18 protein-coding genes and 1 tRNA gene are annotated in these 23,584 nt (G+C 66.2%); 4 read left to right on the top strand and 15 right to left on the bottom strand.

Going from position 1 to position 23,584, the window contains the following annotated elements; all coding sequences use genetic code 11:
- Positions 1 to 140: 140 nt before the first annotated feature.
- Positions 141 to 2,702 carry a glycoside hydrolase family 3 protein gene (locus tag ACODTW_RS10260; RefSeq protein ID WP_488945887.1) on the top strand — a complete coding sequence of 854 codons (2,562 nt, stop codon included), beginning with the start codon at positions 141 to 143 and terminating at the stop codon, positions 2,700 to 2,702.
- A gap of 187 nt (positions 2,703 to 2,889) precedes the next feature.
- Here the strand turns inward: ACODTW_RS10260 and ACODTW_RS10255 are convergent, their stop codons facing one another.
- The 13 genes from ACODTW_RS10255 to ACODTW_RS10195 form a co-directional block, all read right to left on the bottom strand.
- Positions 2,890 to 3,777, bottom strand: a complete 888-nt coding sequence (locus ACODTW_RS10255) for a tetratricopeptide repeat protein (protein ID WP_488945886.1) — start codon at positions 3,775 to 3,777, stop codon at positions 2,890 to 2,892.
- A gap of 370 nt (positions 3,778 to 4,147) precedes the next feature.
- Positions 4,148 to 4,579, bottom strand: coding sequence for a hypothetical protein (locus ACODTW_RS10250; protein ID WP_488945885.1), 432 nt, complete (start codon positions 4,577 to 4,579; stop codon positions 4,148 to 4,150).
- A gap of 12 nt (positions 4,580 to 4,591) precedes the next feature.
- A complete protein-coding gene (locus ACODTW_RS10245; RefSeq protein ID WP_488945884.1) occupies positions 4,592 to 7,723 on the bottom strand; it encodes an efflux RND transporter permease subunit in 3,132 nt (1,043 codons plus the stop codon).
- A 10-nt stretch (positions 7,724 to 7,733) separates the two neighbouring features.
- Positions 7,734 to 9,377, bottom strand: coding sequence for an efflux RND transporter periplasmic adaptor subunit (locus ACODTW_RS10240; protein WP_488945883.1), 1,644 nt, complete (start codon positions 9,375 to 9,377; stop codon positions 7,734 to 7,736).
- Positions 9,378 to 9,454: 77 nt separating this feature from the next.
- Positions 9,455 to 9,913 carry a hypothetical protein gene (locus ACODTW_RS10235; RefSeq protein WP_488945882.1) on the bottom strand — a complete coding sequence of 153 codons (459 nt, stop codon included), beginning with the start codon at positions 9,911 to 9,913 and terminating at the stop codon, positions 9,455 to 9,457.
- 173 nt (positions 9,914 to 10,086) lie between these two features.
- On the bottom strand, positions 10,087 to 10,293 hold the full coding sequence (locus ACODTW_RS10230; RefSeq protein ID WP_488945881.1) for a hypothetical protein: 207 nt from the start codon (positions 10,291 to 10,293) through the stop codon (positions 10,087 to 10,089).
- A 150-nt stretch (positions 10,294 to 10,443) separates the two neighbouring features.
- Positions 10,444 to 10,519 (bottom strand) — tRNA-Glu (locus ACODTW_RS10225).
- A 95-nt stretch (positions 10,520 to 10,614) separates the two neighbouring features.
- Positions 10,615 to 12,102, bottom strand: coding sequence for a hypothetical protein (locus ACODTW_RS10220; protein ID WP_488945880.1), 1,488 nt, complete (start codon positions 12,100 to 12,102; stop codon positions 10,615 to 10,617).
- A 237-nt stretch (positions 12,103 to 12,339) separates the two neighbouring features.
- On the bottom strand, positions 12,340 to 14,124 hold the full coding sequence (gene recJ, locus ACODTW_RS10215; protein WP_488945879.1) for a single-stranded-DNA-specific exonuclease RecJ: 1,785 nt from the start codon (positions 14,122 to 14,124) through the stop codon (positions 12,340 to 12,342).
- A 107-nt stretch (positions 14,125 to 14,231) separates the two neighbouring features.
- Positions 14,232 to 15,206 (bottom strand): class II fructose-bisphosphatase, encoded by a 975-nt coding sequence (gene glpX / locus ACODTW_RS10210; RefSeq protein ID WP_488945989.1) that lies wholly within the window; start codon positions 15,204 to 15,206, stop codon positions 14,232 to 14,234.
- Between the two features lie 117 nt (positions 15,207 to 15,323).
- Positions 15,324 to 16,622: a homoserine dehydrogenase gene (locus ACODTW_RS10205; RefSeq protein ID WP_488945878.1), complete on the bottom strand. Its 1,299-nt coding sequence runs from the start codon at positions 16,620 to 16,622 to the stop codon at positions 15,324 to 15,326.
- 12 nt (positions 16,623 to 16,634) lie between these two features.
- Positions 16,635 to 17,864: an LL-diaminopimelate aminotransferase gene (locus tag ACODTW_RS10200; protein ID WP_488945877.1), complete on the bottom strand. Its 1,230-nt coding sequence runs from the start codon at positions 17,862 to 17,864 to the stop codon at positions 16,635 to 16,637.
- Positions 17,865 to 17,998: 134 nt separating this feature from the next.
- The gene (locus ACODTW_RS10195; protein ID WP_488945876.1) at positions 17,999 to 18,463 is read right to left on the bottom strand and encodes a hypothetical protein; all 465 of its coding nucleotides are present in this window, start codon (positions 18,461 to 18,463) and stop codon (positions 17,999 to 18,001) included.
- Between the two features lie 163 nt (positions 18,464 to 18,626).
- Between ACODTW_RS10195 and ACODTW_RS10190 the strand changes: the two genes are divergently transcribed.
- Complete coding sequence (locus tag ACODTW_RS10190) at positions 18,627 to 20,435, top strand: PHA/PHB synthase family protein (RefSeq protein WP_488945875.1); 1,809 nt, start codon at positions 18,627 to 18,629, stop codon at positions 20,433 to 20,435.
- A 9-nt stretch (positions 20,436 to 20,444) separates the two neighbouring features.
- On the opposite strand, the gene ACODTW_RS10185 is transcribed toward ACODTW_RS10190, so the two are convergent.
- On the bottom strand, positions 20,445 to 21,458 hold the full coding sequence (locus ACODTW_RS10185) for an esterase-like activity of phytase family protein (protein WP_488945874.1): 1,014 nt from the start codon (positions 21,456 to 21,458) through the stop codon (positions 20,445 to 20,447).
- A 149-nt stretch (positions 21,459 to 21,607) separates the two neighbouring features.
- On the opposite strand from ACODTW_RS10185, the gene ACODTW_RS10180 reads away from it, so the two are divergent.
- Both ACODTW_RS10180 and ACODTW_RS10175 read left to right on the top strand, forming a co-directional pair.
- Positions 21,608 to 21,898 (top strand): hypothetical protein, encoded by a 291-nt coding sequence (locus tag ACODTW_RS10180; protein WP_488945873.1) that lies wholly within the window; start codon positions 21,608 to 21,610, stop codon positions 21,896 to 21,898.
- 14 nt (positions 21,899 to 21,912) lie between these two features.
- Entirely contained in the window at positions 21,913 to 22,221 is a 309-nt protein-coding gene (locus tag ACODTW_RS10175) for a hypothetical protein (protein ID WP_488945872.1), read from the top strand.
- A gap of 13 nt (positions 22,222 to 22,234) precedes the next feature.
- Here the strand turns inward: ACODTW_RS10175 and ACODTW_RS10170 are convergent, their stop codons facing one another.
- Positions 22,235 to 23,443, bottom strand: a complete 1,209-nt coding sequence (locus ACODTW_RS10170; protein ID WP_488945871.1) for a TIGR03862 family flavoprotein — start codon at positions 23,441 to 23,443, stop codon at positions 22,235 to 22,237.
- Positions 23,444 to 23,584 lie beyond the last annotated feature (141 nt).

Below are 23,584 nucleotides of genomic sequence, written 5' to 3'. Positions count from 1 at the left end.
CCGTTCCCTTCAGGCGTTGACAGATGGGCGAGATGATGTCATCTCATCTGACAACGATGTCAGATGAGATGACAGATTCAGCCGTTCCCGCTCGACCGAGGAATGGCATCCAACAAGAATGTGATTGCGGGAGGATGAACGTGAAGTCGAAGAAGTTAACGCGCGGCCTGCGCGCCATCGGCTTTGTCAGCGCAATGGCCCTGACGGCGGGCCTGGGTGTTCAGGTCGCCCTGTCGGCAGACAATGCCGTGACGCCGACCGCCTCCCTCCATCCCGAAAAATGGCCGAAGCCCGCCAGCCAGCGGCTGATCGACCCGGCGATCGAAAAGAAGATCGACGCGCTGATGGCGCGCATGTCGCTGGAGGAAAAGGTCGGCCAGACCATTCAGGCCGATATCGCCAGCATCAAGCCGGAGGACCTGCGCAAATATCCGCTGGGATCCATTCTGGCGGGTGGCAATTCGGGCCCGAATGGCGACGACCGCGCCCCGGCGCAGGCTTGGCTGGACCTGGCGGATGCGTACTACCGCGTTTCGATGGAACAGAAGCCCGGCCGTGTTCAGATCCCCGTGATCTTCGGCGTCGACGCCGTGCACGGCCACGGCAATATCGGTGCGGCCACCATCTTCCCGCATAATATCGCCCTGGGCGCCACGCGCGACCGCGACCTGTTGCGGCGCACGGGCGAGGTGACGGCGCGGGAGATGGCGGCAACGGGCATTGATTGGACGTTTGCACCGGCCCTGTCCGTCGTCCGCGATGATCGCTGGGGCCGCTCCTATGAAGGCTTCTCTGAAGATCCGGAGATCGTGGCTTCGTACGCCGGCGCCGTTGTGGAGGGTATCCAGGGGATCATCGGTTCCAAGGAATTCATGAAGCCGGGCCACACAGTGGCCACCGCCAAGCATTTCCTGGCCGATGGCGGCACCGATGGTGGCCGCGACCAGGGCGACGCCAAGATCAGCGAGGATGATCTGGTCCGGCTGCACAATGCCGGCTATCCGCCGGCCATCGATGCCGGTGTCCTGACCATCATGACATCCTTCAGTTCCTGGCAGGGCATCAAGCATCACGGCAACAAGCAGCTGATGACTGATGTGCTGAAGGGCCGCATGGGCTTCAACGGCTTCATCGTCGGCGACTGGAATGCCCATGATCAGGTGCCGGGCTGCACCAAATATAACTGCCCGACCTCGCTGATCGCGGGTCTGGACATGTACATGGCGTCCGACAGCTGGGAACAGCTGTACATGAACACGTTGGCGCAGGTGAAGGACGGGACCATCCCGATGGCGCGCCTGGATGACGCCGTGCGTCGTATCCTGCGCGTCAAGTTCCATGCCGGCCTGTTCGACAAGCCGGCGCCGAAGGACCGCAAGGATGTGCCCGCCATCGCCACGCTGGGCAGCCCGGAAAACCGCGCCGTCGGGCGCGAAGCGGTCGCCAAGTCGCTGGTTCTGCTGAAGAACCAGGGCGGGATCCTGCCTTTGTCACCCAAGGCCAAGGTGCTGGTCGCCGGCGACGGGGCCGATAATATCGGCAAGCAGGCCGGCGGCTGGACCATCTCCTGGCAGGGAACCGGCAATCGTAACGACGAATTCCCCGGCGCCACCAGCATCCTGGATGGGATCAAGGAGGCGGTCGGTGCCGCCGGTGGCGCCGTCACCTATGACAAGGCCGGCATCTACAAGGACAAGCCGGACGTCGCCATCGTCGTCTTTGGCGAAGAACCCTATGCGGAATTCCAGGGCGATGTGGAAACCCTTGAATTCCAGCCGGGTGAGAAGGCCGACCTTGCCTTGCTGAAGAAGCTGAAGGCCCAGGGCATCCCCACGGTCGCTGTCTTCCTGTCAGGTCGGCCCATGTGGGTGAACCCGGAGATCAATGCCTCGGACGCGTTTGTGGCAGCCTGGCTTCCCGGGTCGGAGGGTAATGGCGTCGCCGACGTGCTGTTCCGGGACAAGGACGGCAAGGTGAAGCATGACTTCACCGGAAAACTCTCCTTCTCCTGGCCCAAGACGGCAGTGCAGACGCCGCTGAACCGCGGTGATGCCAATTACGATCCGCAATTCGCCTATGGCTATGGCCTGACCTACAAGGACAAGGGCGATCTGGCCCCCCTGTCGGAGAATAGCGGCGTGCCGCCCGGCTCCGGCACCAGCACGGGCGTGTTCTTCCGCCGCGGGGCCGCCCCGGCGCCCTGGTCGCTGGCGGTTGCTGACAAGGTGGGCGAACTGCGCGTGACCACCACCACGGGGGTAAGCCCCGGCAAGGTCGTTAGCCTGAAGTCGGTTGATGTCGCCGCACAGGAAGACGCCAAGCAAGTGTCGTGGAACGGGACGGGCCTGGGCGCCATGGTCGTGTCCGGCCGGTCCGTGGACCTGTCGCGCCAGTCCAACGGCGATGTCACCCTGTCGCTGCGCTATCGCGTGGACGAGGTGCCGACGGGCGCTGTGAACCTGACCATGAATTGCGGCACGGACTGCAAGGGGTCGGTGGATATCGCGGCCATCCTGAAGGCTGCCAAGCCCGCGAGCTTCACCACCACCAAGATTCCCCTGAAATGCCTCGCCGCCGCCGGTGCGCGGATGGCGACCATCGATGCGCCCGTGGTGATTTCCACCGACGGTCGGCTGGGCCTGACGGTCACCGACCTGAAGCTGGAAGCCGACCCGGCCAACGCCGTCTGCCCCGGCAAGTGATGCCGGCAGACCCGTTTCACCCCCGTCGGCACGGGCGGGGGTGAAGACGGTTCTCTCTCTTCTTGTCACCCCACTCCAGGCCACCCGTTCGGGTGGCCTATTTTTTGGGCCTCCTCACCGGCCCAAATGAAACAGCCCGGCGCGATGGCCGGGCTGTCATGGTAATCAGCTACTGGCAGGATCCACATTACGCCTCGGCGGGGGACTCCGCCGGGGTGTCCGCCTTTGGCGCTTCCTTGGCCATTTCCTCCAGCCGGGTGAAAAGCTGCGGCACGATGGGGCTGTCCGGGTGGGTCTGGCGATAGGTATCGGCCAGCCCCTGCGCCTTCGCCATGTCGCTCTGCGCAATGGTCACGATCAGACCGGCCAGCTGGGCATGGCCCGCACCAACCTGCGGGGCCAGCCGGGTGGCGGCCAGATAGGCCTCCGCCGCGACGTCGTAGCTGCCCGCCTCCTCATGCACACGGCCCAGAGCATAGACGGCTTCCGGCATGTTCTGGCGCCGGGCCAGACAGCCCTGGAAGGCGGCCGCGGCTTCGGCCAGCTGACCCAGGCGGAACAGGGCATTGCCCAGGTTGAACAGCGGCTCCACGGCGTTGGGATCGGCCTGGACGGCGCGCTGCCACGCCTCCGCCGCCAGGGGGATCTCGCCGGCCTGCTCGCGCACCATGGCCAGCCCGGACCAGGCGTCACGGAAATTCGGGTCCAGTTCGACGGCACGGGTCAGGCTCTCGATGGCCTCGTCCAGCTTGCCCTGCTGGGCCAGCGCCATGCCCAGATTGTGATGCGGCGGCGGATGGTCCGGCTTCAGCGCACGGGCCTTCTTCAGGGCCGTCACCGCCTCGTCCAGCTTGCCCAGGCCCTGCAGCGTGGCGCCCAGGTTGGACCAGGCGACGCGCACATCCGGGTGTTCGGCATAGACCTTGGTGATCTTGCGCAGCGTGTCGGCCGCTTCCTTCAGCCGGCCCTGGCGATGCAGCTCCGTCGCGGCGCGCATGTCGGCCGGGAAGCTGTTCAGCATCGCGTCTGACTTGGTCAGGTCGGAAAGCTGGCGACGGCGATCTTGGCGATTCATCAAAACTACCCGGATTCTTGGTGGATCATCTCACACCGGCCTTGATAGCAAGCCGGAACCGAAAACGGAACCGCCCAACGGATGGAAAACCACCCGATTTGACGTAAAAAAGCGGGGCCGGCCCCTTTCGGGAACCGGCCCCGCCTTCCATGACAGGCATGGACGTCCGCTTTGGCGGTGGACCCCGCCAGCGGCCCTTCCGATCAGCCGGAGATGCCCCGGATGCCGGAGAGATCCGCGCGGGTCCGCAAAGTGGAACGAGACATCGGATCACCTCCTTTCTGTGTGTTGCACAACATCCTGAACATGGGCGCCATCGGCCCATCCGTCAAGGGGATTAATCCGATATCGGAAGCATCATGAGCCTGCTTCAATGCATCTGGTGCCCTTCGTGCCCCGTTGCAGCGGGTGCCGCCATCTCATACCGCGCCGTGACGGGGCCCTTGCCAGCCAGGGTCACGGTGGTGGCGATCTTGGTGCCGGCGGGGACCTCCCGGTCCAGCTTGCCCGACAGGCTGTTGGCGCCGGCCGGGGCCAGTGCCACCTGTACCGGCGCGCCGGCGATCAGCAGGGTGACGGTGCCGGTGGCGCCGGCCGTATCCATCGGCTTCTCCTCCATCGTGTTCAGATAGACGGTCAGGCTGTCCTTGCCGATGACAATCTCCTGATGCAGGGGGCCGGCATGGGTCTGCATGCCGCCATGCACGCCGATGGGCGGGGCATGGCCGAAGGCGGCGACAGGCGACAGCAGCAAGGCGGCGGCCATGGACAGGGAGAGGGTCAGGGCGGTGCGGTTGCGCATGGGGAACACTCCTTAAAAGGCCTCGGCCGGCTGGCCGGGCATGGATGCGGGGGATTGGGACAGCAGCCGGGCAACGGCCGGCCCGCCGAAGCGGGCGAACAGCAACGGGGTCAGCACCGTGTCCAGCAGGGTGGCGCTGATCAGGCCGCCAAAGATGGTGACGGCGACGGGATGCAGGATCTCCTTGCCCGGCGCGTCAGCCCCGATCAGCAGCGGGATCAGGGCCAGGCCTGCCGACAGCGCCGTCATCAGCACGGGCACCAGCCGTTCCCGGCTGCCGCGCCGGATCATGGCGGGGCCGAACACCTCCCCCTCGATCCGGCACAGGTTGATGTAATGGCTGATCTTCAAGATGCCGTTGCGGGTGGAAATGCCGGCCAGCGTGATGAAGCCCACCATGCTGGCGACCGACAGGGGCAGCCCGGCCAGCCACAGCGCCGCCACCGACCCGACCAGGGCCATGGGCACCGTGCCCATGATGATCAGGACGGGCACGGCGGCGCGATAGCGGCTGTACAGCACCAGGAAGATCAGCGCGAAGGAGACCGCGGACAGGGCGGCAATGGTGCGCGCCGCCTGTTCCTGAGCCTGGAAGGTACCTTCCAGGCTGGCATGGGTGCCGGCGGGCATGGGCGTGGCGGCCAGCACGTCGCGGATGTCGGCGACAATGGCCGCCATGTCGCGCTTGCCATCGCCATTGCCCAGGATGGCCAGACGCCGCACGCCATTCTCGCGCAGCACCTCGTTCGGCCCGTCCGCCTCTGTCACCGATGCCAGCGACGATAGCGGTACGGGCCCGACCGGGGTGTCGATCAGCATCCGGCCCAGCGCGGCCGGATCGCGGTCGGCATCGGCCAGCCGCAGCACCAGATCGTGGCGGCGGTCACCATCGATGATCTCCGTCACGTTCTCCCCGCCGCTCAACGACTGGACGGCGGCCAGCACGGCGGACGGGGTGACACCATGGGCTCGCGCCCGGGCCGGGTCGACATCGACCCGCAATTGCGGGATCAGCACCTGCTTTTCGATCTGCAGATCGACCAGACCCGGCACGCCCGACAGCTTGTCACGCAAGCCGCCGGCCAGCGCCCGCAAGGCGCCCATATCGTCGCCGTAGAGCTTCACCGCCAACTGCGCCCGCACGCCGGAGAGCATATGGTCCAGACGGTGGGATATGGGCTGGCCGATATTGACGGTGGCCGGCAGGGCCGACAGCCGGGCCCGGACATCGGCCAGGATATCGGCCTTGGCGCGGGCGGATGGCTTCAGATGCGCCTCAATCTCCGACACATGCACGCCCAGCGCATGTTCATCCAGTTCCGCCCGGCCCGTGCGGCGGGCAACACTGGTCACTTCCGGCACGCCTGCAATCAACCGTTCGGCCATGCGCCCCACGTCGGCCGAGGCATCGAGCGAAATGCCGGGATTGAGGTTCAAGGTGATGGTCAGCGTGCCTTCATTGAAGTCGGGCAGGAAGGCGCGCGGCAGGAACGGCACGGCCACCAGGGCCGCCAGGACGGCGGCCACGACACTGCCAATCACCAGCGACCGGTGGGCAAAGGCCCAGTCCAGCAGCCGGTCATTGCCCGCCTTCAACCGGCGAACCAGCCATCCTTCATGCTCCACCGTCCCCGCCAGCCGCGGCAGCAGGAAATAGGACAGCACGGGCGTGACCGTGATGGCCGTGACCAGGCTGGCCAGGATGGAGACGATATAGGCCACGCCCAGCGGCGCGAACAGCCGCCCCTCGATCCCCGACAGGGCGAACAGCGGCACAAAGACCAGGACGATGATGGTGGTCGCATAGACGATGCCCGACCGCACCTCCGCGCTGGCCGCCAGCACGATGGGCAGTACCGGCTGCGGATCGGGCCGGGCCGCGTTTTCGCGCAGACGGCGGAAGATATTCTCCACATCCACCACGGCATCATCGACCAACTCACCGATGGCAATGGCCAGCCCGCCCAGCGTCATGGTGTTGATGGTCAGGCCCAGCGCCTTGAACACCAGCACGGCCACCAGCAGCGAGATGGGAATGGCGGTCAGGCTGATGATCGTTGTGCGGAAATTGCCCAGAAACAGGAACAGGATGACGGCGACGACGATGCCGGCTTCGACCAGCACACGTTCGACATTGTCGACGCTGTTCTGGATGAAATCGGCCTGGCGGAACACGACCAGTGGCGGGGCCACGCCGTCGGGCAGGCCGGCCGTCAATTCGCCCAATGCCGCCTCCACGGCCTTTGTCACGGACAGCGTATCGGCATCGGGCTGCTTCTGGACGGAGATCAGCACTGCCGACGCGGCGTCCAGCCCCGAATCACCCCGGCGCGGGCGGGCCGCCTGCCCCACCTGGGCGATATCGCCCAGGGTGATGGTGACGCCGTCCCGCGTCGCCACGGGCAACAGGCGCATATCCTCCTCCCGGCTGGTGCGACCGATACCGCGGATCAGCAGTTCCTCCCCCCGCCGGTCGACGATGCCGCCGCCGACATTGGCGCCGTACTGGGCCAGCGCTGTGCGCAGGTCCGCCAGCGTCACGCCCAGCAGGGCCATGCGGCCCGTATCGGGGGCGACACGGAACTGCCGCACCTGCCCGCCCATGGGGATGACCTGCGATACGCCGGGAATGGACAGCAGCCGCGGCCGCAGGGTCCAGTCGCCCAGGTCGCGCAGGCGCATCGGGTCCATGGCCGCCCCCGCCGATGGCGTCAGCGCCACCAGCATGATCTCCCCCATGATGGAGGAGATGGGGCCCATCTGCGGCACCACGCCCGGCGGCAACTGCCCCGTCAGCAGCGACAGCCGTTCCGTCACCTGCTGACGGTTGCGATAAATCTCCGTGCCCCAGCCGAATTCAACCGTGATGACCGACAGGCCGGCGCTGGAGGTGCTACGCACCCGTTCCACGCCCGGCATGCCGTTCATGGCCGTTTCGATGGGGAAGCTGACCAGCCGCTCCACCTCCTCCGGTGCCATGCCGGGGGACTCAGTCATCAAGGTCACGGTGGGCCGGTTCAGGTCGGGGAACACATCCACCGACAGATGGCCCAGCGTGAAGGCGCCATAGAGCGACAGCAGCAGGGCCGCCACCAGCACCAGCAGACGGTTGCGCAGGGACGTGGCGACAATGGTCGTGAACATTGTCGGCCCCCTATCGGATCTGGTTCAGCAGGGTGGCACCCTGCACGACGATGCGGGCACCTGCCGCCACCCCGTCCAGGATGCGCACATGCCCGGCATCGGCCGGCGCGGTGCGCACTGACCGCGGCACGAAGCGCTGCGCCCCTTCATGCACCAGCAGCGTCGGCAGCCCATCCGCCCCGCGCACCAGTGCATCGCGCGGCACCAGCAACCCTTCGACGGACGCTCCCACAGGTGCCGTCAGGGTCAGCATGGCGCCGATGGCGGGCACTTTCCCGCCCAGGGCCGCCATGTCAGGACGCAACAGCAGGCGGGTCGCCCCCGCATTCGCCACCCCCTGCCCCACCACGGACAGGGACACGATGCGGCCGCCCATCTCCGCCGTCACCATGGTGCCGGCCGACAGCGGCCCATCGAAGGACAAGGCCTCCACCAGCACGGCCGCGGGCTCCGCCATTTCAAAGATCACGGTGACGTCGCGATCTTCCACCATCAGGCCGGCGACGGCATTGCTGGCGGTGATGACACCATCGATTGGGGCCGTCAGGGGCACACGCTTGGTTACGGCACGCGCCACGGCGTCGCGCTGGCGCAGCAACCCGTCCAGCGTGGCCCGGGCATCGTCGATCTCCTTCTGGGCGACGGCACCCTTCAGGTTGGAGACACGGTCCCATTGCTGGCGCGCCAGCCGGATTTCCTTGTCTAGGCTGGCCAGCTGTTCGGAAATGGAGCTGCCATTCTCCGCCTTCAGCAGCAGTTCGACATAGGCCAGCACGTCACCCGCCTTCACCCGCGTGCCCGGCAGCGGGAAGCCACCATCGGGCGGCATCAGCCGGCCGCTCTGCGGCGCATTCACGCGGCCGGCATGGTTGGGATCGGCAATGACGCGGCCGGCCAGCGTGGCGACCGGCGCCACCTGCGCCGGCTCCAGCAGGGCCGTGCGGATGGACAGCAGGCGCTGCGTCGCCTTCGGCACGAACAGGCCGCCATCGGGCAGGCGGCGCGGATTGTTGCCCGCCACGGGCTCCGGTGCCGGCGGGCCATGGTCATGGCCTTCATGGGCCCGCGCAGACTCAGGGACGCCGCCAAACAGCAGCGGCAACAGCAGGGCCGCCAGGGCCAGCCGCCGTCCACGCCAGGCCAGCAGCCCCGCCCCCAGCACCAGACCCAGGATAAAGGCGCCCAGGGCGAACCAGAGGCCGGAAGCACCGGCCCCCGATGCGGCCGCCGGGGCGGTTGGTGTCGGCACCGTCAGCGTCCCCACCAGCAGGTCGGCCACACCCTCGCCCATCACGGTCAGGTTCAGGGCATGGTCACCGGGCCTGGCAGCCCAGGGGGCGGGTGCGCGATAGGTGCCATCGGCGGCCGGCGTGGCAGTGACGGGGGCGGCACCATCGGCGGACAGGGTGACCTCTGCCTGGGTGACGGGGCTGTTATCGGCCAGGCGGTCGATGAACAGGGTCAGGCCGCCATCAACCAGCAACGCCACCAACTGCACATCGGAACCGTCGCTTTCCAGCGTGGGCGGGGCATTGGGAAGGACGGCCGGGACGGGTGCCGGGGCGCCATGGTCATGGCCTTCATGGGCCGATACCGGCACCACCAGGGCCACGGACAGCAATGCCGCCGGAAGCAGGTGCTTCAGGATTCTCATGGAAATTTCCATCGGACGAGACGGGAACGGACCGGCCAGCCGGACGCATCCGGCACCGGTACGGGCGCAGGGTCAGGTCAGATGGAAAGCGGGGGGCGTGGTTCGGGCGGGGGGGTCTGCCCGGCAAGGTCGTCGCTGCCGATCCGCGGCAGGCGAATGGCGCCCGCGACCGCAGGCAGCGTCGCCGCCCCCGTGGGCAGCCCGGCCATGGCATGGGTGACGCAGGCGCTGGCGCACCCACAGGCGCAACCATCGTGGCAGCGGCAGCCGGGGGCATGATCCTTCTTGGCCGGCTTACCCGCCGTCAGGACATGCCCCTTGTGACAATCGGCCTGATCGGCTGTCAGCATCTGGGCATGGGCGCCCGAATCCGCAACCGCCATGTCGTGCTGGTGCGCGTGGCCGGACAGGACATGCATGGGCGCGCCGGGTGCCACGCCATGGGCCGCAGCCGTGGACAGGCCGAACAGGGCCAGGACCAGCGCCAGCGCGCCAGCCGTCAGCAAACCTGTCCAGAATTGTCCGATGCGCGCCATGGCTCACAGCTTCGTTCAGGGAGCTATCAACATGGGCGGTCGGCGCAGCAGCCGCAAGCCCAAATCACCGATACCGGCCGCATATCCTGCCGCGCGCCGGAATGGCGCCCATGAAAAAGGGCGGGCCCGCATCGCGGCGCCCGCCCTGTGCAATCGGCTTGGGTCCGGCCGGATCAGCGGCGCGGCGGCCGGCTGTCGCCTGCGGCGATTTCGGCCTTCAGCGCCCGGATGCGCTGTTCCATGGTCTCTTTCAAGCCCGGCGTCGGCTTCGGACCCAGGGCGGCCAGGGCCGATTCAAGCTGCAACAGGGCGCGCCGTTTTTCCGCGTCGTTGCGCTTCAGGGGCCGGTTGTCGCTGCGCTGTCCATCCATCGCACGCATAATCAAATCCCTTACGATTTGGGTAATTTGTGATTGGCAACGAAAAAGCCCCGGCCTTTCGGCGCGGGGCTTTTTCCGTATCCGCCAAATGGTGACCAAGTCAACCATCCGGCACCGCCACCGGAAACCAAGAATTCATCTCTTGGAAGGTGGCGTCCCCAACGGGATTCGAACCCGTGTTACCAACGTGAAAGGCTGGTGTCCTAGGCCTCTAGACGATGGGGACGTCGTCGGTGGGCGGTTAATTAGCCGGGTCAGCCGGCCGGTTCAAGTACTTTTTTTTGCGTTCTTGCATAGCGCCTATTCCGGCCACCCCGGCGCTTAGTTCTTGTACCGCTCCAGCGTGCGTTCCACGCGGTACTCCAACTCCCGGATGATGTTCAGCTTGGGCAGGCCCTTCAGCACCTTCTGCACGCCGGCCAGTTGGGCCAGGGCGACGGCATGGCGGGGGCGGGCCCGCAGATATTCGACACGGAAATTGATACCGATCTCCAGCCGCTGCTCCAGGTCCGCCTCCTTGGATCGCACCATGCGATCCTGGCCTTCCTGTTCCATCAGCTTCTTGACGGCCGAGAAAAGGACAGAGGCCGCCTGGGCGATGCCCACCTCCTCTTCCGTCGGGGTGTGCCCCATGTCGGGTTCCACCCGCACTTCCGCGCCCTTCTTCTCCTGCGACTGCTTGACCGGCAGCACGACCAGACAATCCTGATGGGCGGCGGCCAGGAACAGGTCGACGGCCTGCATGACGCGGGTCCTCGCCTCGCCCAGAAGACGCTGCCATTCCGGATTCGGCACCTCGTGAACTTCGTCCGCCAGGCCCTTGATCATCATTTGCGCGTCAGACACCAGCCGGGCGCAGGTCAAAAGCCAGACGCGCCGCGCCATCACCGGGCCACCGGAAGCCCGGCCAATCTCGCTCAAGGTCCGCGTCAGGTCGGAGAACAGGCGGGCCGGGATCAGCCGCGCCGGATGATTGCCCGACACATGGGTCATGTCCTGCGACAGCATGCGGACCAGACGCAGCGCCTGGAAAGGCTGCATCAGCAGCGTCATCAGACCGAAGAAGAAATATTCGACGATCTCTTCCCCATGGTCGTGCAGGTTCAGATAGCTTGTGCGCGCCGCCGCGACGGCGCTGGGCGTGAAATCGGGGATGCGGCCGCCATTCTCCACCCCGGCCATGCGCCGGATCCGGTCCAGCATGGGCGTCAGGATGGAATGCAGGCGCAGCAGCATGGCGATTTCGCGCATATCATCCAGCGCGCGATCCCCACCCAGCAGGGCCGACAGTTCCCCGCGCCGGCCATAGGACCGCTCCGCCTCGCCCAGCAGGGCCAGCGTAACGTCCGCGGCGGCCAGGACGCCCCGGTCGCCAATCGCCGGCAGATCATCCCAACGCTGCTCCCGCACGGCACGGCCATATTCCGCCTCAATGGCGGTCAGCGCCGTCCGGTGAGGGGAGTTGGTCAGCACACGCCACCAGGGGGTGAGCAACTGGCGCGGGACCGACGCCCGCCGCCGTTCCTCATGCGGCTCACCATCATAAAGAAACAATTCCAGCGCCATGCACACGCGCCGCTGGAAAGTCGCCATGCGTGACGGCCGCAGGCTGCGCAGGCGCGGGCGCAGCGTATCCAGAATCTGTTCATCGGTGGGATCGCGCCGGTCAGCCGCCCGGGCCAGCTCAACCGCGCGGGCCACCCGCATCAGCGAGGCATCATCCAGCTGTGCAAAATGCGCTTGAAGCTTTGTTACCGCGGAAACAGGTTCCGCGGGCGTTTCCCCGGCCGCGCGCGGCCGAGACTGCATTGAACCATCCACCGGCGCACCCGCCGACCGAACCGTCATGACACCGATCGCCCTGTCCCAACTGTCTTGCGACCACTTGGCCGGAACTTCTGCGACAAAGCAGGCCGGACAAGCGATGGCGGACTATAAGACAAAGCCCGTTCGCTGTCTTTAACGATTTGGCAATAAATTCGTGAAAGTCCCGTAACCGATTATTGACGCCGTCGCGACTGGACTTCGTTTCCCTTGTGAAACAATTCAGGAAACGGCCGCGTCGTCGATCAGCAATTGCACCCCGTCATTGCCATTCCAGCGATCGGGGCGCAACGTCCCCGCCAGATGCATGGGCCGCCCGCCGCTTTGCAGCAAAGCCGGCCCCAGATCACCGTCCATGGCGCGGAAGGCGATTGATTTCAATCGGCTGCCGTCATTGCCGGTCAGGATGCAGCGCACATGGTTGGCCCCCACCACATCGGCCTTGACGATGCGGGCATCAGTGACGGCAAAGCGCGGCTCGGCATTGCCGGTGCCATAGGGCGCCAGCTTTTCCAGATGCCGCATCAGGTCGGTATTGGCCCCGCGCACCGACAGCGCACCGTCCAGCGACAGCGACGGCACCAGCGGCCCGATATCGTCCAGTTGCCGGGCGATGCGTTCGCGCAGGAAGGCGCGCAGATCGTCGATCTTTTCCCGTTCCACGGTGAAACCCGCCGCCATGGCGTGCCCGCCACCGGCGACCAGCAATCCGGCCTGCCGGGCGGCGATCACGGCCGATCCCAGATCGACGCCGCGCACCGACCGGCCCGATGCCTTGCCGACCATGCCATCCAGAGCCACCACGCAGGCCGGACGGTTGAACCGGTCTTTCAGGCGTGACGCGACAATGCCGATGACGCCGGGATGCCAACCCTCCCCCACGGCCAGAACCAGTTCGGGACTGTCATCGACGCTGGCGTCCATCAGGGCGATGGCGTCCTCCAGCACCGCCGCCTCGATGGCCCGGCGTTCGGCGTTGAAGGCGTGCAGTTCCTTGGCCAGGTCCGCCGCCTCCGCCGCCGATTCCGTGGCCAACAGGCGGCTGCCCAGATCGGCCCGCCCCACCCGCCCGCCGGCATTGACACGCGGCCCGATGATGTAGCCGGCATGGTAGGCATCCATGGCCTCGTTCACGCCGGCCACGTCGGCCAGGGCGGCGATGCCGATATTGGCCCGCTTGCCCATGACACGCAGCCCCTGCGCCACAAAGGCCCGGTTCAGCCCCACCAGGGGCACCACGTCGCAGACCGTGCCCAGGGCCACGATATCCAACCAGGACATCAGATCGGGTTCTGCCCGGCCGCTGCTGCTGTAATAGCCGCCCTGGCGCAGCGCCCGGTTGACGGCCACGATCAGCAGGAACGTGACGCCGACGGCAGCCAGCGTGGACAGCGGCCCCGCCACCGGCTCGTCCAGGCGGTTGGGATTGACCACCGCCGTCACCGCCGGCAGGCGCGGCTCGGCCTTGTGATGGTCGACGACCACCACCTCCAACCCTGCCGCCACGGCACCATGCAGGGGATCGAAGCTGGTGACGCCGCAATCAACCGTCACCACCAGATCGATCCCCTCCTCCTTCAGTCGCAGCAGGGCCGGCAGGTTGGGGCCATAGCCTTCCTCGATCCGGTCGGGGATATAGACGCGCAACTCCCGTCCCAACGCGCGGAAGAACCGGTTCAGCAGGGCCGAAGAGGTGGCGCCATCCACATCATAATCGCCGAAAACGGCCACTTTCTCCCCGTCGCGGATGGCTCGGGCCACACGCGCGGCGGCCTTGTCCATGTCCTGCAGCACCGACGGGTCGGGCATGAAGGCGCGGAGTGTCGGCGACAGATAGCGCTCCGCCTCCTCCACCCCGACGCCCCGCCCCGCCAGCAGGCGGCCCACCAGTTCGGGCAGACCGTGCGCCTGGGACAGGGCCAGCGCCAACCGCTCGTCGCTGTTGCGCGCCTTCCAGCGGCGGCCGGTGATGGAGCTTTCAACGCCAAGGAAGGCCGGGCTGGTCATGGGGAAGCGAACCGTTCGGAAAGAGGATGCTGGCCGCACCATAGCAAAAAGCCCCGCCACCGGAAGGACGGCCTTCCAATGGCGGGGCTTTTCACGCGGTTGAAAAATTAACGCTTGGCTTCCGGGATCATGCTGGTCTTGGTCCGGAAATTATGGTGCGCCTCGACATAGCGCACGGTGCCCGACTTGGACCTCATCACCACGGAATGGGTGATGGCGCCGCCAGCGAAGCGGCGCACGCCACCCAGCATGGGGCCCGTGGTCACGCCGGTGGCGCAGAACATCACGTCGCCCTTGGCCAGATCGTACAGGCCGTACTTCTTATCCAGATCGGTGACGCCCCAGCGCTTGGCGCGCTCACGTTCCGCGTCGTTGCGGAACAGCAGGCGGCCCTGGAACTGCCCGCCGATGCAGCGCAGCGCGGCCGCGGCCAGCACACCTTCCGGTGCGCCGCCGGACCCCATATACAGGTCGATGCCGCTGGCCGGCTGGCTGGTGGCGATTACACCCGACACGTCGCCATCACCGATCAGCATGATGCGCGCGCCAGCGTCGCGGACGCGGCCGATCAGGTCGGCATGGCGCGGGCGGTCCAGGATACAGACCACCAGTTCCGACACATCCGCACCCTTGGCCTTGGCCAGGTTTTTCAGATTGTTCTCGACCGTCTCGTCCAGATCGACCAGCCCATCGGGCAGACCGGCACCAACGGCGATCTTGTCCATATAGACGTCGGGCGCGTTCAGGAAGCCGCCGGCCTCCGCCATGGCGATGACGGCAAGCGCGTTGGGGCCACCCTTGGCGCAGATCGTCGTGCCCTCCAGCGGGTCCAGCGCGATGTCGATCTTGGGGCCATGCCCGGTGCCGACCCGCTCGCCGATATACAGCATCGGGGCCTCGTCGCGCTCGCCCTCGCCGATGACGACAGTGCCGTCGATGGACAAGGCGTTCAGCGCCTGACGCATGGCGTCCACGGCGGCCTGATCGGCCGCCTTCTCGTCGCCGCGACCCATCAGCAGCGAAGCTGACAGGGCCGCCGCCTCGGTGACGCGGACAACCTCCAGCGCCAGATTTCGATCCATGACCAGGGAAATGTCACCCTGCGGATTGCTCGTGCCACTCATCCTCTTACCCCTTTTTGTCTGGTCGGCGTCTTTTCGGCTGTCCGTCGCCAAGCGCCGTTGATGGTTGGGAGTTGGTCAGAAATCCTCGATACGGATCATGCGCGGCGGCTCCAGCACGCTGTCCAGCGCCGCGATGGTCGACAGGGCCTGGGCCATGGCCGCCTCATCCGTGTCATGGGTCGTCCAGACCACCGGCACGGCCTCGCCCGGCGCGCGGCCGCGTTGCAGGAAAGCTTCCATGGAGACGTTCTGGTCGCGCAGGGTGGCCGCGATCTCGGCAATGACACCGGGCCGGTCGACCACCATCAGGCGGACATAATAGCGGCCGCGCCGCTGGCTGATCGGGGCGGCGACGGCCTTTTCCAGGGCTGTCGCCGGCACACCGAAGGTCGGCGTAGACCGGCCGCGGGCGATATCAACCAGATCGGCCACAACGGCGGATGCCGTCGGGCCGGCCCCGGCCCCGCGACCGACCAGCACCACCTTGTCGACGAAATCGCCATCGGCGACGACGGCATTGAACACACCGTCGGTGGACCCGCAGGGACTGGTGATCGGCACCATGCAGGGATGCACGCGCTGCTCGATCCCGGCTGCGGTTCGCCGGGCAATGCCCAGCAGACGGATGCGGTAGCCCAGTTCCTGGGCGTAGTTGATATCCAGTGCGGAGACGTGGCGGATGCCCTCGATATGCACCGACTTGAAATCGACATGCGCACCGAACGCGACGGCCGTCAGCACGGCCAGCTTGTGCGCCGCATCCACCCCGTCCACGTCGAAGGACGGGTCCGCCTCGGCATAGCCCAGGCGCTGGGCATCGGCCAGCACATCGGCGAAGTCGCGGCCCGTGGTCCGCATCTCCGTCAGGATGTAGTTGCAGGTGCCATTCAGGATGCCGTGGACTTCACGGATATTGTTGGCGGCCAGACCTTCGCGCAGGCCCTTGATGGCCGGGATACCGCCGGCCACCGCCGCCTCGAACGCCAGCGTCAACCCGGCGGATTCCGCCGTGGCGGCCAGGGCGGAGCCGTGATGGGCCAGCAGCGCCTTGTTGGCGGTGACCACATGCTTGCCGGCGGCCAGCGCCGCCTCGACGGCCTGCTTGGCGATGCCGTCGGACCCGCCGATCAGTTCGACGAACACATCCACATCGGGATCGACGGCCAGATCGGCCGCATTCTCGTACCAGCGGACAGAAGACAGATCGACACCGCGGTCGCGGCTGCGGTCGCGGGCGGACACGGCCACCACCTGGATGGGGCGGCCGGACCGCTTGGCCAGCAGTTCGGCATGGGTGCCGACCAGCTTCAGAACCCCGCCGCCGACCGTACCCAGGCCAGCGACACCAATGCGCAAGGGTTTGCCATCAACCATGAAAATTGATCCTCACTCGACAGCGGCGGCTTCGGACGTGATGGGCGCATTGACCTTGCGCGCCTTGTCCAGGAACAGCTTGATATTGCGGGTGGCCTGACGGATGCGCTGGGTATTTTCCACCAGACCGAAGCGCACATGGCTGTCGCCATATTCGCCAAAGCCGATGCCGGGGCTGACAGCCACCTTGGCTTCCTGCATCAGCAACTTGGCGAATTCCAGGCTGCCCAGATGCTTGAAGGGCTCCGGGATTTCCGCCCAGACGAACATGGATGCGTTCGGGCTGGGAACCATCCAGCCAGCCTGATGCAGCCCTTCGATCAGCACGTCGCGGCGCTGCCGGTACATTTCGCGGATTTCCAGCACGCAATCCTGCGGGCCGTTCAGCGCAGCCGTCGCCGCCACCTGGATGGGCGTGAAGGCGCCGTAATCCACATAGGATTTGAACTTGGCCAGCGCACCCACCAGCTTCTTCGACCCCACGCCAAAACCCACACGCCAGCCGGGCATGTTGTAGGTCTTGGACAGGCTGTTGAATTCAACGGTGATGTCGCGCGCTTCCGGGATCTGCAACACCGACGGCGGCGGATTGCCGTCGAAATAAATCTCGGCATAGGCGATGTCGGACAGGATGTAGATGCCGTGCTTCAGGCACAGATCGACGATGGGCCGGTACCAGTCCAACGTCACCGTCTGCCCCGTGGGGTTGGACGGGAAGCTGACGATCAGGGCCGTAGGCTTGGGCACGGAATGCTTGATGGCCCGTTCCAGCGACGGCACGAAATCGTCCAGGCCGTTATTCACGGGGATGTGGCGCAGCGCCGCACCGGCCAGCATGAAGCCGAACGGATGGATCGGATAGCTGGGATTGGGCACCAGGATCACGTCACCGGGGCTGGTGATGGCCTGGGCCAGATTGGCCAGGCCTTCCTTGGACCCGATGGTGACGATCGCTTCCGTCTCCGGATCGATATCGACATCGAAGCGGCGCTTGTAATAGGCGCTGATCGCCTTGCGCAGGCCGGGGATGCCGCGGCTCTGGCTATAGCGGTGGGTCTTGGGGTTCTGGACCGCCTCAATCATCTTCGCCACGATGTGCGGCGGCGTCGGCTGGTCCGGGTTGCCCATGCCGAGGTCGATGATGTCCTCCGCGGCGGCCCTAGCTCGCGCCTTCATCGCATTCACTTCAGCGAAGACGTAGGGCGGAAGCCGCTTGATGCGGTGGAATTCAGTGTCGCTCATGGACCTGGGCACCGGGTTGAAGAGGAAAGGGGCGAAATATGTAGCGCACCGCAACCACCACCCGCGACATGAATTTGCGCGCCCGCCTCGCCATTCTGCCATGACCGGCAGGGATGGCGGGCGCCATCAACACGTCATGTGCCGGGTGGCGTCGTCGTTTCCGGCGGGCGGGGCAAAGGCTGGGGCGCGGCCGGCGGTGCGTCGGGCACATCGGGCACATCCTCTGGCCGGCCGCGCGGGTCGGTGGAGCGCGACCGCAGGTCGTCGCCAGCCGCCTGGCCGCTGTCGCGGTCGGCACGCAGCCGGTCCATCATCGTCTGCCGCTCGATCGGATTGGAGAATTCCTCCGGCCGGGGCGGTACGGTGCCAAGGTTGGCCGATCCCTTCAGATTGGGGTCCGCGCGCCGGATCGGCCGCTGCCCCGTCAGGGCCCGGGTCGGGTCCGCGTCGGTGATCTGGTCCTTGCGGGCGGGGGCCGGGCCATCGTCGAACACAATGTCGGGCACGGGCAGCTGGGCACAGCCGGAAAGGCCCGCCATGGCAACCAGGGCGACAATGGTTAAGTGTCGGAACGATACGTATGCGTCGGTGAAAATCATGGGCGGATCGTGTATGAAAAAAAACGGGACGGCAACCCATCCGCCATACCGCTCGCGGACAGGTGGCATGCGGGAGCCGCGCCTGGACGAAGCCGAAGCGCCATCAAAACGGCGTATATGTCGGCACCCGCCCCGCTTTGTAACGCCGTCAGGGAAGTCATACATGGCCCAGCCGCAAGGTCCCGAGATCAAGATCCCCGATCCGGTTGAGATGTCCCGCAACATGGCCCGGATTGCCGAGCAGAGCCAACGGCTGGTGGGCGATTTCCTGCAACGGCAGAATGGCGAGAGCAACGGCGGCGGCGGGTCGCCCAAGGACATGTTCCATATCGGCGCCGCCTTCCTGGAAATGACGGCCCGGCTGATGGCCGATCCTGCCAAGCTGGTGCAGGCGCAGATGTCGCTGTGGCAGGACTATATGGCCCTGTGGCAGCGCACGACCCAGCGCCTGCTGGGCCAGGAAGCCGCCCCGGTGGTGGCGCCCACCAAGGAAGACAAGCGTTTCAAGGACAGTGCCTGGGACGAGAATACGCTGTTCGACTATATCAAGCAGTCCTACCTGCTGACGGCCCGCTGGCTGCAATCCACCGTGCGCGAGGTGGATGGCATGGACGACAAGACGGCCAAGAAGGTCGATTTCTATACGCGTCAGTTCGTGGACGCGATGGCGCCCAGCAATTTCGTGCTGACCAACCCGGAGGTGCTGCGCGCCACCATGGAGTCGGGCGGCGAGAATCTGGTGAAGGGGCTGGAGAACCTGCTGGGCGACCTGGAGCGCGGCAAGGGCCAGCTCGCCATCTCCATGACCGATTACAAGAAGTTCGAAGTCGGCAAGAACATTGCCGCCACTCCGGGGCAGGTCATCTATCAGAACGACCTGATGCAGCTGATCCAGTACAATCCCACGACGGAACAACAGCATAAGCGCCCGCTGCTGATCGTGCCGCCCTGGATCAACAAGTTCTATATCCTGGATCTGCGGCCAGCCAACTCGCTGGTGAAATGGCTGTGCGACCAGGGACACACTGTCTTCATCATTTCCTGGGTCAATCCGGACGAGAAGCTGGCCGCCAAGACCTGGGAAGATTACATGACGCAGGGGCCGCTGGCCGCCTTCGACGCCATCGAACAGGCCACGGGCGAGCATGACCTGAACATGGTCGGCTACTGCATCGGCGGCACCCTGACTTCCTCCACCCTGGCCTATATGGAGGCCAAGGGCGACGACCGGGTGAAAAGCGTCATGTATCTGGTGACGCTGACCGACTTCACCGAACCGGGCGAGCTTTCCGTCTTCATCGACGAGGAACAACTGGCCGCCCTGGAAGAAAAGATGAACAGCCAAGGCTACCTGAACGGGCAGTCCATGGCCGTCACCTTCAACATGCTGCGCGCCAACGACCTGATCTGGTCCTTCGTGGTCAACAACTACCTGTTGGGCAAGGATCCGTTCCCGTTCGACCTGCTGTACTGGAACTCCGACGCCACACGCATGCCGGCGGCCATGCACAGCTTCTATCTGCGCAACATGTATCAGCGAAACCTGCTGGTGCAGCCGGGCGGGATTTCCCTGAAGGGGGTCGATATCGACCTCAGCACCATCAAGACCCCGACCTTCATGCTGTCGACGCGTGAAGACCATATCACGCCCTGGAAATCCACCTATGCCGCCACCCAGCTCTATGGCGGGCCGGTGAAGTTCGTGCTGGCCGCGTCCGGGCATATCGCCGGTGTCGTCAACCCGCCGACCGCCAACAAATACAGTCACTTCACCAACACCAAGCTGCCCAAGGACCCGGAGCAATGGATCGCGGGCGCCCGCCAAGTGGAAGGAAGCTGGTGGCCCGAATACAGCAAGTGGGTGCAGAAATATGCGGGTCCCAAGGTGCCGGCCCGCACCCCCGGCGATGGCGCGCTGAAGGTGATCGAGGCGGCCCCCGGTTCCTATGTCAAGGTCCGGGTGGTGGAGTAACCTTTCCCGTCACCTGGGGGCGGCTTCCGGCCGCCCCCAGGTGAACAGGGTCAACAGGGTGCGCTGGCCGAACCGGCCGAAATTATCATCGGCAATGATATAGATGGCGATGCTGCCATCGGGCAGCGGTCGCACGTCGATTCCCTCATAATTCTCCGTGGTCAGCGGCGGATCGATGCGCGCCAGTTCCTGCGCCCGCAGGATGCCGCCGGGGACCAGCGCTGCGCCCAGGTCGGCCGGCGCCACATGGGTGATGCGGCTGCCCCAGCCACCCAGCAGGTTGGCCCGGCGTTCCAGGACCAGCAGCCCGCCATCGGGCAGACGCGCGGCATCGACCGGCAGAAACGGCGGCATTCCCTGATAGGCGAACTCAGTCCAGTCGCCCGACCGGCCCACCCAGGCGCGGTGAAGCCCTCCGCTCCCCTCATCCTCCGCGATGGTCAGCAACCGCCCGTCAGCCAGTTCGATCAACGTCTCCAGTCCGGAATTGAAGGGCAGTTGATCGACCCCGGGCGGCCCCTCCAGCATGACCGCCGGCACCCCGGCCAGGGCGGGCGGATAGCGCAGGATCGAATGGCGCCGTTCCATGGACACCGCCCAGCCATCGCCGGGCCAGACACCCATCATGGCCAGCCCTTCGGTATCGTTGAAAAAGCCCGGTAGCGCCTGTCCGTCGGTCCCAAGCAGTGGGGCGATCTGGAAATCGGATGCCGCCGCCAGCCGTCCCTGCCCGTCATAGGCCAGCCGCCCGGCCACACGCTGCCCCCGGTCACTGATGGCGATGAACTGGTCGCCATCGGGGCTGACACGCAGACTGGACAGGCCACCGAACGCCTTGTTCGTCGATCGCAGATGCAGGGTCCCTTTCCAGGTCAGCACACCGACGCGCGAAGAATCGCCGGCATCGTCCGACAGCGTCACAGGACGGCTGGGCACCGGCGCATCCGCACCCGTGGCACAACCGCCGGCAGCCACCGCCAGAGCCAGACACAGGCCGATGGCAGCGGCGGAAAGACGGGCCATGACGTCATACTCCCTTTTGGCCGGACCCGGGCCGGTCGGCTTATCTCGGTTGGGTGGGGTCCGCTTGTCCGCTTCCTATCGCAGGCGCGAAACGTCTATTCTGCCGACAGAACGGATGACAGCGTCAAGAAATACAGGCAGTTGCTTCCATGAGCGAGACGGACAAGACCGCCCTTCCCGACCCCGCGGCCGAAACATCCCGGCTGGACCGGATTGAGGCGCGCCTGACGGCGCTGGAGGATCGGATCGCAGGCGCCGGTGCCGCCCTGCCCCCGCCGCCGGATCCGGCACCATCCGCCCCGGGACCGACCACCGCTCCCATCGGCGATGTCGGCGCCGCCTGGATGGCCCAGGCAGCCGAATTTGTGCGCAATAACCCGGTGCTGTCCCTGATCGGCGGCGTCGTGGTTCTCGTGCTGCTATCCCATATGTTCGGGTAAGGACGGAAAAACCGATGAGCAGCTACAGCTTTGAAACCACGATGAAGTTCAAGAATCGTGGCGATATGGAAAAGGCCGAGGATTGGATTAACACCAATATCAAGGGCCTGTGGGCGCTGGAATTCCTGGGCATGCAGGAAGAGATGAGCGTGGAAACAGGACTGCGGGCCAATGTCCTGAAGGTGCTGTTCAAGTTCGGCCGCAAAGAGGATTTTGAGCGGTTCCGAACCGAATATGTCATGGGCAAGTCCTATACCGCGCCAAAGCAACCGGTAAAGGTCGCGGCAAAGCCCAAGGGCTTCTTCGCCCGGCTATTCGGCTAAGCGCTGCCCATCCCTATCGCCCCAGCCACGCCATGATGCCGCGCGCTGCCGCAACGGCGGTGGCGTAACAGCCCTGAAGCAGGTAGCCGCCTGTCGGTGCCTCCCAGTCCAGCATCTCCCCGCTGGCGAAAACGCCCGGCAGGTCGCGCAGCATCAGGTTGGCATCCAGCGCCGACAGCTTGACACCACCCGCGGTGGAGATGGCCCGGTCCAGACCGCGCTGCCCTGTCAGCGGCACCGGCAGCGCCTTGACCAGCCCGGCCAGTACCATGGACCGCCCAAGATCCGCGTCACCGGTAAATTCCCGGATCAGCGCGCCCGTCGGTGGCGTCAGGCTCAACCCCTTGCGCAGCCGATTGGCCAGACTGTCGGCCGGCGGCACCCGGGCCAGCTTGTTCTGCACCTGTGCCAGCGTCAGGTCAGGCTTGAGATCGACCGTCACCACGGCGCGCCCCTCCCGGTCAATAGCCTCACGCAAGGGGGCGGACAGGGCGTAAAGCGCCCCCCCTTCCAGGCCCGTGCGGGTGATGACCAGTTCGCCGGGCACCGTACGGCCATTGTAACCGATGGTGATGCGCTTCAGGGGCTGCCCCTCCGCCCGTTCCAGGAAGCCTGGCGACCACGCGACATCGAATCCGGAGTTGGAGGGGCGGAACGGGGCCAGCGGCACGCCCAGCGCCGCCAGCACCGTCGCCCAGCCCCCATCCGACCCCAGCCGCGGCCAGCTGGCCCCGCCCAGCGCCAGCAATGTGGCCGCCGCGGGCACGGCCAGCGATCCCTCCGGAGTCGCGAAGACCACGTCACCATCGGCGGCGAATCCGGCCCAGCGGTGGCGCGTGTGCAGCGTCACGCCCAATCCCTCCAGCCGCCGCAGCCAGGCGCGCAGCAGGATGCTGGCCTTGAAGCTTTTCGGGAACACCCGGCCGGAGGAGCCGACGAACGTCTCCACTCCCAGTCCATGGCACCAGTCGCGCAGGTCCGCCGGTGTGAAGGCACGCACCAGCGGTTCCATGAACGGGCGGGCCGACCCATAGCGGGAAATGAACCGATCCAGCGGCTCGGAATGGGTGATGTTCAGCCCGCCGCGACCGGCCATCAGGAATTTGCGCGCCGGCGACGGCATCGAATCGTGAATCTGCACCGCATGCCCGGCGCGGGCCAAGGTCTCCGCCGCCATCAGACCGGCCGGGCCGGCACCGATAATCAGGATGGGGCGGGTCATGGGGCAATCCTTGGGGTCAGAGATGGTGCTGCCCTCCCCCTGCCACCCGCTGACGCGGGCGCAAGGACAAAGGCAGGGCCGCTTTGGTGAAGGTCAAAACGCAAAAGGCGGCGCCGTCACCGGCACCGCCCTTGCAGCATA

This window comes from Niveispirillum sp. FG148 (assembly GCF_057809655.1).
The sequence above is the reverse complement of the archived record's forward strand: the minus strand, read 5'-3'. Positions and strand labels throughout refer to the sequence as shown.

Excerpts from the sequence above, each read along its gene's own strand:
- ACODTW_RS10255 (WP_488945886.1), bottom strand. The coding sequence starts at position 3,777 with ATGAATCGCCAAGATCGCCGTCGCCAGCTTTCCGACCTGACCAAGTCA.
- ACODTW_RS10250 (WP_488945885.1), bottom strand. The coding sequence starts at position 4,579 with ATGCGCAACCGCACCGCCCTGACCCTCTCCCTGTCCATGGCCGCCGCC.
- ACODTW_RS10245 (WP_488945884.1), bottom strand. The coding sequence starts at position 7,723 with ATGTTCACGACCATTGTCGCCACGTCCCTGCGCAACCGTCTGCTGGTG.
- ACODTW_RS10240 (WP_488945883.1), bottom strand. The coding sequence starts at position 9,377 with ATGAGAATCCTGAAGCACCTGCTTCCGGCGGCATTGCTGTCCGTGGCC.
- ACODTW_RS10235 (WP_488945882.1), bottom strand. The coding sequence starts at position 9,913 with ATGGCGCGCATCGGACAATTCTGGACAGGTTTGCTGACGGCTGGCGCG.
- ACODTW_RS10230 (WP_488945881.1), bottom strand. The coding sequence starts at position 10,293 with ATGCGTGCGATGGATGGACAGCGCAGCGACAACCGGCCCCTGAAGCGC.
- ACODTW_RS10220 (WP_488945880.1), bottom strand. The coding sequence starts at position 12,102 with ATGCAGTCTCGGCCGCGCGCGGCCGGGGAAACGCCCGCGGAACCTGTT.
- recJ (WP_488945879.1), bottom strand. The coding sequence starts at position 14,124 with ATGACCAGCCCGGCCTTCCTTGGCGTTGAAAGCTCCATCACCGGCCGC.
- glpX (WP_488945989.1), bottom strand. The coding sequence starts at position 15,206 with ATGGATCGAAATCTGGCGCTGGAGGTTGTCCGCGTCACCGAGGCGGCG.
- ACODTW_RS10205 (WP_488945878.1), bottom strand. The coding sequence starts at position 16,622 with ATGGTTGATGGCAAACCCTTGCGCATTGGTGTCGCTGGCCTGGGTACG.
- ACODTW_RS10200 (WP_488945877.1), bottom strand. The coding sequence starts at position 17,864 with ATGAGCGACACTGAATTCCACCGCATCAAGCGGCTTCCGCCCTACGTC.
- ACODTW_RS10195 (WP_488945876.1), bottom strand. The coding sequence starts at position 18,463 with ATGATTTTCACCGACGCATACGTATCGTTCCGACACTTAACCATTGTC.
- ACODTW_RS10190 (WP_488945875.1), top strand. The coding sequence starts at position 18,627 with ATGGCCCAGCCGCAAGGTCCCGAGATCAAGATCCCCGATCCGGTTGAG.
- ACODTW_RS10185 (WP_488945874.1), bottom strand. The coding sequence starts at position 21,458 with ATGGCCCGTCTTTCCGCCGCTGCCATCGGCCTGTGTCTGGCTCTGGCG.
- ACODTW_RS10180 (WP_488945873.1), top strand. The coding sequence starts at position 21,608 with ATGAGCGAGACGGACAAGACCGCCCTTCCCGACCCCGCGGCCGAAACA.
- ACODTW_RS10175 (WP_488945872.1), top strand. The coding sequence starts at position 21,913 with ATGAGCAGCTACAGCTTTGAAACCACGATGAAGTTCAAGAATCGTGGC.
- ACODTW_RS10170 (WP_488945871.1), bottom strand. The coding sequence starts at position 23,443 with ATGACCCGCCCCATCCTGATTATCGGTGCCGGCCCGGCCGGTCTGATG.